The organism is Weizmannia sp. CD-2023, from assembly GCF_036225245.1.
In the GTDB taxonomy this organism is placed as follows: domain Bacteria; phylum Bacillota; class Bacilli; order Bacillales; family Bacillaceae_C; genus Weizmannia; species Weizmannia faecalis.
The window spans coordinates 1-12,421 of the sequence record NZ_JARTJQ010000049.1 but is presented as its reverse complement, the minus strand read 5'-3'; the positions used below and the strand labels follow the sequence as shown (position 1 = coordinate 12,421).

Annotated in this window: 14 protein-coding genes; all 14 read right to left on the bottom strand. The window is 48.7% G+C overall.

Going from position 1 to position 12,421, the window contains the following annotated elements:
- Nucleotides 1–179 precede the first annotated feature (179 nt).
- A complete protein-coding gene (atpE, locus tag P9687_RS06965; RefSeq protein ID WP_026104500.1) occupies nt 180–392 on the bottom strand; it encodes a F0F1 ATP synthase subunit C in 213 nt (70 codons plus the stop codon).
- A gap of 65 nt (nt 393–457) precedes the next feature.
- Entirely contained in the window at nt 458–1,174 is a 717-nt protein-coding gene (gene atpB / locus P9687_RS06960) for a F0F1 ATP synthase subunit A (protein ID WP_014096761.1), read from the bottom strand.
- Nucleotides 1,175–1,190: 16 nt separating this feature from the next.
- Nucleotides 1,191–1,565, bottom strand: a complete 375-nt coding sequence (locus tag P9687_RS06955; protein ID WP_014096760.1) for an ATP synthase subunit I — start codon at nt 1,563–1,565, stop codon at nt 1,191–1,193.
- A gap of 491 nt (nt 1,566–2,056) precedes the next feature.
- A complete protein-coding gene (gene upp / locus P9687_RS06950; protein ID WP_061577331.1) occupies nt 2,057–2,686 on the bottom strand; it encodes a uracil phosphoribosyltransferase in 630 nt (209 codons plus the stop codon).
- A 249-nt stretch (nt 2,687–2,935) separates the two neighbouring features.
- On the bottom strand, nt 2,936–4,180 hold the full coding sequence (glyA, locus tag P9687_RS06945; RefSeq protein WP_061577330.1) for a serine hydroxymethyltransferase: 1,245 nt from the start codon (nt 4,178–4,180) through the stop codon (nt 2,936–2,938).
- A gap of 135 nt (nt 4,181–4,315) precedes the next feature.
- Complete coding sequence (locus tag P9687_RS06940) at nt 4,316–4,879, bottom strand: TIGR01440 family protein (RefSeq protein ID WP_328228647.1); 564 nt, start codon at nt 4,877–4,879, stop codon at nt 4,316–4,318.
- 14 nt (nt 4,880–4,893) lie between these two features.
- A complete protein-coding gene (gene rpiB, locus P9687_RS06935; protein WP_014096755.1) occupies nt 4,894–5,334 on the bottom strand; it encodes a ribose 5-phosphate isomerase B in 441 nt (146 codons plus the stop codon).
- 268 nt (nt 5,335–5,602) lie between these two features.
- Nucleotides 5,603–6,892: a methyl-accepting chemotaxis protein gene (locus P9687_RS06930; RefSeq protein ID WP_061577327.1), complete on the bottom strand. Its 1,290-nt coding sequence runs from the start codon at nt 6,890–6,892 to the stop codon at nt 5,603–5,605.
- Between the two features lie 3 nt (nt 6,893–6,895).
- Nucleotides 6,896–7,345, bottom strand: coding sequence for a low molecular weight protein arginine phosphatase (locus tag P9687_RS06925; protein WP_081106229.1), 450 nt, complete (start codon nt 7,343–7,345; stop codon nt 6,896–6,898).
- Between the two features lie 117 nt (nt 7,346–7,462).
- Nucleotides 7,463–8,014, bottom strand: a complete 552-nt coding sequence (locus P9687_RS06920; protein ID WP_061577326.1) for a manganese efflux pump MntP — start codon at nt 8,012–8,014, stop codon at nt 7,463–7,465.
- A 144-nt stretch (nt 8,015–8,158) separates the two neighbouring features.
- The gene (locus P9687_RS06915; protein WP_014096751.1) at nt 8,159–9,220 is read right to left on the bottom strand and encodes an L-threonylcarbamoyladenylate synthase; all 1,062 of its coding nucleotides are present in this window, start codon (nt 9,218–9,220) and stop codon (nt 8,159–8,161) included.
- A gap of 199 nt (nt 9,221–9,419) precedes the next feature.
- On the bottom strand, nt 9,420–10,181 hold the full coding sequence (gene spoIIR, locus P9687_RS06910; protein ID WP_014096750.1) for a stage II sporulation protein R: 762 nt from the start codon (nt 10,179–10,181) through the stop codon (nt 9,420–9,422).
- Nucleotides 10,182–10,255: 74 nt separating this feature from the next.
- A complete protein-coding gene (gene prmC, locus P9687_RS06905) occupies nt 10,256–11,107 on the bottom strand; it encodes a peptide chain release factor N(5)-glutamine methyltransferase (RefSeq protein ID WP_026104501.1) in 852 nt (283 codons plus the stop codon).
- Between the two features lie 11 nt (nt 11,108–11,118).
- The gene (gene prfA / locus P9687_RS06900) at nt 11,119–12,189 is read right to left on the bottom strand and encodes a peptide chain release factor 1 (RefSeq protein WP_014096748.1); all 1,071 of its coding nucleotides are present in this window, start codon (nt 12,187–12,189) and stop codon (nt 11,119–11,121) included.
- Between the last annotated feature and the right edge of the window lie 232 nt (nt 12,190–12,421).

Genomic DNA, 12,421 nt, shown 5'->3' with positions numbered 1-12,421 from the left:
GTTCACTCCCTTCCACACGTTCTTAAAACATTCTTTCGCACCCTTTACCAAAAAAGAAGCAAAATGGTTCAAAGAAGATGGCCTTGAACCGCTCAAAACAAAAGCCACAACGATTCTTGGCTAAATCATAAAGGAAAGGCGAAGGTTTCTTAGAATCCGCTTCGCCGTCAACATTTTCCTTATCTTCCCAGTGCAATAAATGCGATAACAACCGCAATGATAGGAAGAGCTTCAACTAAGCCGATGCCGATAAACATTGTTGTCTGCAAAAGGCCGCGTGCTTCTGGCTGCCTTGCAATCCCTTCAACTGTACGACCGACAATAAGGCCGTTACCAATACCGGCGCCCAATGCTGCCAAACCAACTGCGATTGCTGCTGCAAGAATACCCAAACTCATGATAAGATTTCCTCCTTTGGAATATATAAATAGGTGATTTTTCAAAAATATAGAAATGGTTATTCCTCATGGGCAATCCTATGAGAAATATAAACCATTGTTAACATGGTAAAGATATATGCCTGGATCGTGCCGACAAAAATAGAAAATCCTTGCCATACAAGGGTCGGAATAATTGCTCCGATTGTCCCCCAAATGTTTGTATGCATCGCCAAAGTGCCCGCAAGCAGCGACAGCAACACTTCGCCGGCATAAATATTCCCATAAAGCCGGAGCCCTAATGTTAATGTGTTGGCAAACTGTTCGATCAGGTTAATCGGGACCAGAAACCATAACGGTTCAGCATAGCTTTTCAGATATCCGCCAAACCCCCTCTTTTTGACACCGTAAAAGTGGGACAGGCCCATGACCAGAACAGCCAGCGTAAGGGTAACAACCGGGTCGGAAGTAGGTGACTTCCACCAGGAATAATGGTCATAAACAACCATAAACGGCAATCCAAGCATATTGGAAACAAAGATATACATGATCAGTGTTAGACCCAGAATGTGAAAGACGCCGCCGGTTTTCCAGTCCATATTGCTTTTAATGATCCCTCTTACAAAATCCATGACCCATTCCATAAAATTCTGCATGCCTGTAGGTTTCAACGCCAACTTTCTTGTTGAGATGACCGCAATGATGAACACGATCAATGATGAGACAGTAATCATCATGACGTTGGACAGGTTAAAATACAACCCCATGAATTCAACTATCGGTTGCTTATGTTCCACCGAAACTCACCTCACTTTACTTTTTTCTTTGTTGAAGCAAACCTACAAAAAAATCTATCATAATGACCAGATAAGATGTCATTACGCCAATCACTACAGCTAAAAGATGAAACAAATCCGGAAAACGGAGCGCCACCGCCACCGCGAGGACAGCAGTCGCCATTCTCATCCCGGTACCGAGCGAGACCCTTTTTTTGCCTGAGGAAACATCGGTAACCGCCAATGTTTTCTTCACCATAAGCCATAAGTTAAAGAGGCTAACAGCTGTGCCAAGCAAAAGCCCGAGGAAAACAGAGCGGCAACCGGGAAACATCGCCCCCGTCAAATAAAGGCACAAAAGAATCACCAAATACTTGCGCAGCCTTTTGTAGATACGTAGAAGTTCCGGCATGCCTTAAACACTCCTGACAAGGGACGCCGATCAATTGCAGCACAGCAGGAAAGCGGTATGTCACTTCACCTGGCAAATCGCAACATTCTTAACCAAAACTCACAATTTGTTAAGGTTACGAGTAGCCTGCAGCTCCGGCTTTACTGGTTTTTCAGATTTCCGGCATATAAATAGTAGAATCCCAACCATATGAAAACCTTCTCATTATGTACACTTTTTTAGCATACAATAGCGCTTATCCAATGTCAATAGGAGTTTCCTTGATATAGTCATTAGAACTTGTTTTTTCGAGAAAAGGTCATCCCGCCTCCCGAAATAGGAAGGAAACGCCTGCACTGGCGTAAGCTTGCGCCCTTTTTCCAATCGTTTACATACCTGGCATTCATCTATATACCGAAAACATACCGTTATTATAGACCCTTTTTATTTTTTTACCAGCCTGTTTCTGCAGGGTTAACAAAATTGTAAAACACGAAGCGCATCCATACATTTTATTTTGTTCCAAACAGGCGGTCCCCCGCATCTCCGAGGCCCGGCACAATATACCCTTGCTCATTCAGCTTCTCATCAAGGGCTGCTGTATAAATATCAACGTCCGGATGGGCTTTCTGTACGGCTTTCACACCCTCAGGGGATGCAATCAGGCACATGAATTTAATGTTTTTTGCGCCTCGCTGTTTTAAAGACTGGATCGCATCCACGGCAGAACCGCCTGTAGCCAGCATCGGATCCACAATGATAAAATCACGTTCCTCTACATCGCTTGGAAGTTTTATGTAATATTCAACCGGCGTCAGTGTCTTCGGATCGCGGTACAGGCCGACATGTCCGACTTTCGCGGCCGGGATCAGTTTCCGCACGCCGTCGACCATGCCCAGGCCCGCACGCAGGATCGGGACAATGCCAATTTTTTTGCCGGTTAAAATTTTTGATTTTGCCTTGCAGACCGGCGTTTCAATTTCAATTTCTTCAAGCGGCATATCGCGGGTAATTTCAAATGCCATCAAAGTCGATACTTCGTCGACAAGTTCGCGGAATTCTTTTGTCCCCGTATGTTTATCGCGGATATACGTCAACTTGTGCTGGATCAGCGGGTGGTCAATGACATGAAGTGTGCTCAAATGAATTCTCTCCTTTAAAGGTTGGTATCAGGTTCGGCAAATGCTTACCCCAACCATTTTACACGAAAAAAGCGCCCAATCTCAAGGAAAGCCAAAAGAAAATCCTGAGGCCGGGCGAAAGGATCCAGCCCCGCGTTTTACGGGGCCATCCTGCTCAATTTTTTTGCCGGTTCTGACTCGAATTTGTTTTTATGCCACATTGGAAGCGGACCAGCCATCCGTCCGGAAAAAGCGGGATAAAACCCCTGCTTAGTTTTGGCCGGCGTACAGCGGAAAGCGTTCCGTAAGATGCTTGACGCGTCCTGCCGCTTCTTTTAAGACTGCTTCGTTATCCGGATTTTTCAATGCCGATCCGATAATGGATGCCACCTCATCCATTTCTTCCAGGCCGAATCCTCTTGTTGTGACTGCGGGCGTACCGATTCTGAGGCCGCTTGTCACAAACGGGCTTTCCGGATCATACGGAATCGTATTTTTATTGGCCGTAATGCCGATATCATCGAGCACTTTCTCCGCATCCTTCCCGGTAATGCCGAAAGAACGCAAATCAATGAGAATCAGATGATTATCTGTTCCACCGGATACAAGGTCAAATCCCTCTTTTTGGAGCCCTTCCGCCAGCCGTTTTGCGTTATCCACCACTTTTTGCGAATAGATTTTGAACCCGTCTGTAAGCGCCTCTCCAAAAGCGACGGCTTTAGCCGCAATCACATGCATAAGCGGGCCGCCCTGGATCCCCGGGAAAATCGATTTGTCCACTTTCTTTGCAAATTCCGCTTTGCATAAAATCATGCCGCCGCGCGGTCCCCGCAATGTTTTATGCGTTGTGGTCGTCACAAAATCCGCATACGGCACCGGGTTCGGATGTAACCCGCAAGCCACAAGCCCTGCAATATGCGCCATATCCACCATTAAATAGGCGCCGACTTCATCCGCAATTTCCCTGAACTTTTTAAAATCAATCGTGCGGGGGTATGCACTTGCACCGGCAACAATCAGTTTCGGCTTATGTACGCGCGCTTTTTCCAATACATCTTCATAATCAATATGCTGCGTTTCCTTATCCACACCGTATTCCACAAAATGGTACTGCATGCCGCTGAAATTGACCGGGCTGCCATGTGTCAAATGCCCGCCGTGGGACAAATTCATGCCAAGCACCGTATCGCCGTGCTCCAGAATGGTGAAATAAACCGCCATATTGGCCTGTGCGCCAGAATGCGGCTGGACATTGACATGTTCGGCACCAAAAAGCTGTTTTGCCCGCTCCCGCGCAAGGTCTTCCACAATATCCACATATTCGCATCCGCCGTAATAACGGTGCCCCGGATAGCCTTCCGCGTATTTATTGGTCAGAACGGAGCCTTGTGCTTCCATCACCGCTTCGCTGACAAAATTTTCGCTGGCAATGAGTTCAATCTTGTTTCTTTGCCGGTTCAATTCCTGCCGGATCGCCTCGTAAACTTCCTTGTCTTGATTTGCAATATGGCTCAATTCGGTACCCCCTCAAGATTGTTTTCATATTCTTTTTTATTTTACCATAATGCTTTGCAAAATTTGTCCATTTTTTTGACAGGAAGAAAAAAAACATGCCCCGCATACAACATGCAGGGCAGTATGGGTGGTCCCTTATTCCGGCTGTTCTTTTTCGTAAACCGCCCGCACGCCGCCGATCAGTTTCGGCCGCGTTTTGGCAAATGTAACATGGGCTTTTCCCAGCTCTTTTTCGGAAACCCTTACAGGTACGGCAACATGCTTTAAGTGCATGCCGATCAATGTATCCCCGATGTCGATGCCCGCGTCAGCCCGGATATATTCGACGACAACGGGATCTTCCATGTGAGCGTATGCATACGCAGCCATCGCGCCGCCCGCCTTCCGAACAGGCACGACCGTCACTTCTTCCCACCCCTTTTCATCGGCGAGCGAACGGTCAACCACAAGCGCCCGGTTCAGGTGTTCGCAGCATTGAAATGCCGGTTGGAATCTGAACTGGCGTGCAAACTTCTGTACACTGTCATAAATAATGGCGGCGACATCCATTGCCCCTGCTGTCCCGATTTTTTTCCCGGTTACTTCGGATGTCGAGCAGCCAACAACAAAAACCTGTCCTTTTTTCATTGGCACCTGCCGGAAAAATTCATCCAGCATGCGGTCCAACTGTTCTTCCAAACGTGCCGAATCTGATTGCAACAAAAACACCTCTGTTATTTTTGTTCATACTGCGCGATTTTCTCAATCCTGCGTGCATGACGGCCGCCTTCAAACGGCGTTCCGAGCCATTCTTTCACAATTTCACAGGCCAGCCCCGGCCCGATGACCCGCTCTCCCATGGCGAGGACATTGCTGTCATTATGGGCCCTTGTAGCCTTCGCGCTGAAGACATCATGTACAAGCGCGCAACGGATACCCTTTACTTTATTGGCGGAAATACACATCCCGATTCCGGTGCCACAAATGAGGATCGCACGGTCAAATTCCCCTTTTGCCACCTTTTCCGCAACCGGAAGCGCGTAATCCGGATAATCAACCGACCCTTCACAATCGCATCCGAAATCTTCGTAGGCAACACCCAGATCCTGAAGCAAACCGGCAATTTCCTGTTTAAGATGCTTACCGCCGTGGTCTGAAGCCAATGCCACTTTCATGTTCTTCCCCCTCCTTCATGCTTCTGATTCTATTGTGGCACAGAACGTCGAAAAAGAAAATAAAGCGTCTTAGAGGCCAGGTTCCATGGCTGTTAAAATTTCCGGCCCGTTTAAAACGTCCATCGTCCCCGGAAAAATGCCAGGCATACGGCCGCATGTTCCCGCATCTCCTCTTGTCTTGCGGGATTTCCCGGCACAAAACCTGAATTGCCGCGCTTCTTCCAGCCAAAACCGGTGCTCCCCGTCCAAAACCAGGCGGGCGAAAAACTCACCGGATATGAAAGCGGCGGGTGCTCCCTTTTAATTTCTCCGCATCCTGCTCGAGCTGCGCGATAAGCCTTTCAATCAATTCCATGTTCTGCGCCTGCTCATTTGTAATCGCCGTGACTTCTTTTGCCCCGGCAGAAGTCTGTTCGGTAATGGCCGCCACTTCCTGCGACTGGCTCGAAGCTTCGTGAATCGCATCCATTTGGTTCTTGGCCATACCGGCAATTTGATCAACTGCCCCCGCAACCAAATGGATTGATTCCGTCATTCTGTCCATCGCTTCATTGGCCTTTTGTCCTCTGTGCACTTCTTCATTGGCTTTTTGAACTTGTACAGCCATTTGTTCGACAACCCGTGTACCTTCCTGCTCAATGTGCTGGATCATCCCGGTAATGCCCTGAACGGCCTGGGCACTTTCATCCGCAAGCTTCCGGACCTCATTTGCGACCACCGCAAACCCGCGCCCGTATTCCCCGGCGCGTGCCGCTTCAATAGAAGCATTCAACGCCAGCAAATTGGTTTGTGCCGCGACTTCACCGACAAAAGAAATGATCCCCTCCACTTTCTTCGTTTCTTCCGCAAGATCCCGAACGGCTTCCAGCGAGATGGTATTTTCTTTTGCCAGATTTTCAACACCTGATATAAGTGAGTCCATTGTCTCTTTGCTCGTCTTTAATTCGCTCAGCATGTGATCAGAAGATTTTTTGCAAGTATCCGCTTTCCCGCGGACTTCGGATGCAAGCTGATAGGTTTTTTCAACGAGGTCAGCCGTAGATTGGGTGGCAGCCGCGGATTGCTCGGCGCCAAGTGAAATCTCTTCCACCGTCTTGTTTACATGTTCCGCCTGGCCCGCAGCCAGTGCCGTTTTCTCCGATATTTCCGACACACTTTCTTTGGTGCGTTCCACATTTTCATCAATTTGTTCAACCGTCTCCCGCAAATTGGAAAGCAAGGAATTGAAAGCCGCTGCGAGCGACTCAATTTCATCGCCCGATTTTGGCACGGGGACTTCATCTCTTAAATCCCCGCGGCTCGCTTTAAGGGCTGCATCTTCTAACTTGCGCATCGGGCCTGCAATCAGGAATGAACCGAAAAAGCTTAAAATCCCGGACCAGATAATCCCTAATGCAAGTGTAATGACAATAAACCACGGCAGCTTTATCCAGTCGGAAAAAAACGGATAAATAAGATAAATGAAAAGACCGCTTGCCGAATATGTAATAAAAGACAGCCCGGTTACGAACAATACAATTTTCTTCGTTAAACTGAATCTGTAGCTTCGCTTTTCCATCCGTCACACCCGCCCCTGGTTTCCCGTTTTCCTGTTTTTAATCAAACGATTGATCAATGCATGCAATTGTTGATAAGTTTCTCTGTAAGCATCCAGGCTGCCGCCGTACGGGTCCGGTACATCCCCGCTGCTTCCGGCATACTCCGCGATGGTAAACGTTTTATTGCGGGCATGCGGATACCGTGCTGCCACTGCCTGTTTGTGCCCGGACGTCATCGTAAGAATCACGTCAGCCCAACCCGCCAAATTCTCCGAAAGGTTCCGGGCGTGGTGGCGGAAATCGATTCCATTTTCTTTCAGCACCTCGTAGGTATGGACAGAAGCGTCTTCACCCTCGGGCGCAAAAAGGCCGGCTGATTCCACTTCAATGCCCGGCAGCTGTTTCGCTTTTAAAATGGCCTCCGCCATCGGGCTCCTGCATGTATTCCCGGTGCAAACAAAAAGGATATTCAAAGGCTGTCCCCCTATCCTGAACGATTTAAATCTACTATTATTATAGTAAAAAAGACCTTAATTACAAGGTTAATCTGTAGATAGATAAAAAAAGCCGGAAAATTGAAACCGGCTTTACTAAATAGAAAACAACAATTTGAGCCCAAAAACAACGAGGATCGTTCCCCCAAGCACTTCGCCGTACATCCCGATCCAGCCCTGGAATTTCCTGCCGATCAAAAGGCCGAGCCAGGTTAAAAATGTAGCAGCAACGCCGAAGCAAATCATAACAGCAACAGTCCGCACGCCGAAAATGCCAAGTGATAGCCCGGCAGAAAAACTGTCCAGGCTTACACTCAACGCAAACAGCATCGTTCCCCATCCGGACGGGCTGACAGCTTGCGCCCCCTCCTTTTTGAAGACCCATACAATCATCTGTATCCCCATAATCACGAGCAATATGCCACCAATATACTGGGCAAATAGGCCAAAAGTACGGGAGAGAAGATGGCCCGCAAAAATGCCGAGAACCGGCATCAACACATGAAAAATGCCGACCGTTAAACCTATGTAAAAGATTTGCCTCAGTCTGGGCTGCATCATGCCCACGCCGAGGCTTACCGAAAAAGCATCCATACCGAGCGCCAAAGCCATGATCGCCAAAGTTACCATTTCTGCGATGACTGCCATCTCTTTTTCCCCCTTTGGACGTGCCTACTCCAGCTTATGCACGTCCGGGGCGTTTTAGAAGCCGCAGATCATCCGAAACCGCCCGCGCACCCGATCCGCAATAAAACAGCACCAAGCGATAAGGGCAGTTTAAAAGCGTCCGGGTTACTGAACATCCTCTTCTTTTACATAACGATGCCCCGCTGCTTTCTCAAGCCGATTCATAATCGCCCGGCCGATGCCTTCACGCGGAAAAATTTCAGAAAATATCACATCCACTTTTTGCGCATTAAACGACCGAAGTGTATCATACAAGTGCTGGGCAACGGTCTCAAGGGATGCCCGCCTGCCACAAACTGCCACCACATCAGCACGGACGATACCGGACGTTTCTTCCGTCACAATCGCTCCTGTTACTTCCCCTTTTTTCCGGTGCGCATCGATCATTTGCTGCATAAAAGCTATGCTGCCATCCACAAGATAAACCGGCGCATCTGGCGCATAATGCGTATATTTCATGCCGGGTGCTTTCGGCCGGGCGCCAGCACCAGTTCCCTTAAGTCCCGGATCAAGCCTCACTTTTCCAATCCGTTCTTCGAGCTGTTCTTTCGTAACACCGCCCGGGCGCAAAATCACAGGCACTTCCGCTGTCACATCGAGCACGGTCGATTCCACTCCGACACCCGTTTCTCCGCCGTCCACAATGCCGGCAATTTTACCGGCAAGGTCTTCCCGGACATGGCGAGCTAATGTCGGGCTCGGCTTGCCGGACCGGTTGGCGCTCGGGGCGGCAATCGGCAGCCCGCTCATGCGAATAAGCGCCAGTGCAACCGGATGCCGGGGCATGCGGATCCCGACCGTGTCCAGCCCGGCCGTCACCTTTTCGGACAATGCCCCTTTCTTTACTTTTACAACGAGCGTAAGCGGGCCCGGCCAAAAAGCTTTCATCAGCACTTTCGCCGTTTCCGGTATTTCTTCCGCCAATTCTTCCAGCTGCTTTTCCTCCGCAATGTGGACAATCAGCGGATTATCGGATGGCCTTCCTTTTGCCTTGAAAATCTTATCCACCGCTTCATCGCTTGTTGCATCGGCTCCTAAACCGTATACCGTTTCAGTCGGAAAAGCGACTGTCTGCTTCTCTTTCAGTAACTGCGCTGCTTCTGCAAGTTGTGGATAAGCACCGGGATTCTCCACAGTTTTATCCACAACCCAGTATTTTGTTTCCATTCTTTTTCACCTTTCTCCATCCAATCATCGGTCCTGCCAGGATATTTATTTATCAAGTTTTCTCCCGGCAAGTATACAAAAGTTCGAAAAATGAAACAAGTATTATCCACAACTTGTGGATAATACTTCGCATTTTGTTGATAACCCGTCTTTGTTCCAGCCCGTTTGTCCGAGCTTTCCACAATCCGGGTGGAAAATGTTAAAACAGTTCTTTGATCACTTTCACAATCAGCAGCTTTTTCTCCACCTCGCCATCCTCTCCGGCGTAAACAGCGCTAGTGTGGTTTGCTGTTTCACCGACTGGCTGTTTCGTTTTGCGGTCTTGTGCCGCTGGTTGATTTTCATGCGGTTTCCGGTTCACTTTTTCAGCTGTCGCCGCTTCGGCAGGTTTTGTGCGGGCATTGGAAGTCGCAACCTTCTTTGTTTCCGATTTCTTTTCTTCACCCCTGCTGCTTGTTGCAACGCCGTTGGAAAAATCGAGAAAACAGAGGGGCGGATACAGGACGCACCACCAATTGGCGCCCTTGCCTTCCCCAAGCGTAATCAAAACCGCTTCATACTTCCCGGCCGGATATAAGTACTGGCCGTATAATTTTGTCGGAAAGGCGACCTTACCAAGTTCGGCTTTTACCGGTTCGTCCAGCTGTTCTTCCGCCATCACCCTTCTTGCAATGCTTTCAATTTCCGGCAAGTGGGAGCGGATGACTTTTTCCGCTTCTTTTTTGGAATTTAAGTGGCCTACCCATTTGGCGATGTTCGTATTTACTTCATCGCGGATTTTCCGTTTTACTGCCTGGTCTTCCGGCTTGTCACTGTTTGCCAGAATGCGCAGCCGGATCGCATCTTTCGGAATAACGATGGTTTCAGCCTCCACCGCTTTTTGTTTCGGTGCATATAAACTGATGATCGTTGCGATCGATAACATGAAAATATACAATGAAACCACTGTTTTTCTTTTCATTTTCTTCCCCCGTCCCTTCATATTCCCATTGTGGGCAGGAACAGGGGATTTTAAACTATGAATCTGAAAAAAAGCTAATTTTTTTCGCAAAACACCATCCGCTCATGGCCGTTGATATCGCGGACCACTTCCACAACGCTTTCCGGAAATGTATCCCGCAACAAGCAGGAAACGCGCTCCCCCTGGCCTGACCCGATTTCAAAACCGACGAGCGCCCGCTTGCTTAAAACAGACGGCAATGTTTCCATAAAGCGCCGGTAAAACGCAAGGCCGTCTTCTCCGCCAAACAGGGCCGTTTCAGGGTCATGGTCGCGCACCACAACGGATAACGAGCTCCGGTCCGTTTCCGGGATATACGGCGGATTGGATAAAACAATGTCCAATTTCTCGCCGTGTATAAACGGTTGGAGCAGATCTCCGTGCACAAACCGGATATCCGCATGCAGGGCTTCAGCGTTTTTTTCAGCTACGGCAAGCGCTTTTTCCGAAATATCGGAGGCGTACACCAAAAGCTCCGGCAACTCCAATTTAATTGTGGTCGCGATAATGCCGCTCCCTGTCCCGATATCTGCCAATTTAAGCCCTTTTGTTTCCCCGAAATGACGGCGGATCCGTCCGATTGCACCCTGCACCAATTCTTCCGTTTCCGGGCGCGGAATGAGCACATCCCCGTTGACAAAAAATTTTCGTCCGTAAAAGGTTTCATAGCCCGTAATATGCTGGACCGGAACCCCTTTTGCATGGGCTTCTGCCGCTTGCCGGAACTTCGCCTCCACATCCGGAGGCAAAACCATCCGCAAGTTGGAAAGCAGGCGGGTGCGATCCATATCCAGAAAATGTCCGAGCAAGATCTCCCCGGCTTGCGCGTCGCGGCCGTTTTCCGTTAAAAAAGAAGAAGCCCACTGCAAGGCTTCATACACTTTTATGTTCCTATCCATCAGCCATTCACACTCTCCAGTTTTTTTGACTGGTCTTCAAGAATGAGGGCATCAATGATTTCATCGAGTTTGCCATCAAGCACCTGGTCAAGCTTTTGGATCGTTAACCCGATCCTATGGTCCGTCACACGGTTTTGCGGAAAATTGTACGTACGAATCCGCTCGGAACGATCCCCCGTTCCAACGGCAGATTTCCGGTTGGCGTCATATTCCGCCTGCGCTTCCTGCTGAAATTTATCATAAATGCGGGCACGAAGCACTTTCATCGCTTTTTCTTTATTTTTGATCTGCGATTTTTCATCCTGGCAGGACACGACAATCCCGGTCGGAATATGGGTCAGGCGCACAGCCGACATTGTCGTGTTGACGCTTTGCCCGCCCGGCCCGCTTGATGCAAATGTATCGACCCGGATATCTTTCTCATTGATATCCACTTCGACTTCCTCCGCTTCCGGCAAAACCGCAACCGTTGCCGTAGACGTATGGATACGCCCGCCCGATTCCGTTTCCGGCACACGCTGCACCCGGTGAGCCCCGTTTTCAAACTTCAATTTCGAATACGCACCCTTGCCGTTCACCATAAACACAATTTCTTTGTACCCGCCGATCCCCGTGACATTGGCTTCAATCACATCGATTTTCCAGCCTTGCGATTCGGCATAACGCATGTACATGCGGTACAGATCGCCTGCAAACAACGCGGCTTCATCCCCGCCGGCTGCCCCACGGATTTCCACGATAACATTTTTTTCATCATTCGGGTCTTTCGGCAGGAGCAAAATTTTCAGGCGCTCTTCATATTCCGGGATTTTTGACTCGAGCTCATGGATCTCTTCTTTCACCATGTCCTTCATTTCAGGATCGAGTTTTTCCGAAAGAAGCGACTTTGCATCCTGGAGCTGTTTCTGCACTTCTTTATATTCACGGTACACCTGTACGGTTTCCTGTAAATCCGACTGCTCCTTCGAATACTCCCGCAGTTTTTTCGGATCATTGACGATCTCAGGATCACTTAACAACTCGTTCAGCTTTTCGTACCGATCTTCCACGGCCTGCAACCGATCGAACATCGAACCCCACCTCATTTCACAACGTATTCCCGTTCCGATAACAGCAAAATCCGCCCTAAGACATAACAAGTTTATTATAGTATACGCACGGGGAAACTTAAAGCGGAACATGAAAACAGTATGTGTCAAGTTTTTCTCGACAAGGTTTAAATATCGGGTATTCCAAGACACTCTTTTTGTACACTTTCGGCTACCGTGCTTTACTTGCTCGGTGTAATTTTCGGAAAAGATT

Coding starts and splice junctions, on each gene's coding strand:
- rpiB (WP_014096755.1), bottom strand. CDS start 5,334: ATGAAAGTGGCATTGGCTTCAGACCACGGCGGTAAGCATCTTAAACAG.
- P9687_RS06955 (WP_014096760.1), bottom strand. CDS start 1,565: ATGCCGGAACTTCTACGTATCTACAAAAGGCTGCGCAAGTATTTGGTG.
- P9687_RS06920 (WP_061577326.1), bottom strand. CDS start 8,014: ATGGCAGTCATCGCAGAAATGGTAACTTTGGCGATCATGGCTTTGGCG.
- P9687_RS06915 (WP_014096751.1), bottom strand. CDS start 9,220: ATGGAAACAAAATACTGGGTTGTGGATAAAACTGTGGAGAATCCCGGT.
- prfA (WP_014096748.1), bottom strand. CDS start 12,189: ATGTTCGATCGGTTGCAGGCCGTGGAAGATCGGTACGAAAAGCTGAAC.
- P9687_RS06930 (WP_061577327.1), bottom strand. CDS start 6,892: ATGGAAAAGCGAAGCTACAGATTCAGTTTAACGAAGAAAATTGTATTG.
- spoIIR (WP_014096750.1), bottom strand. CDS start 10,181: ATGAAAAGAAAAACAGTGGTTTCATTGTATATTTTCATGTTATCGATC.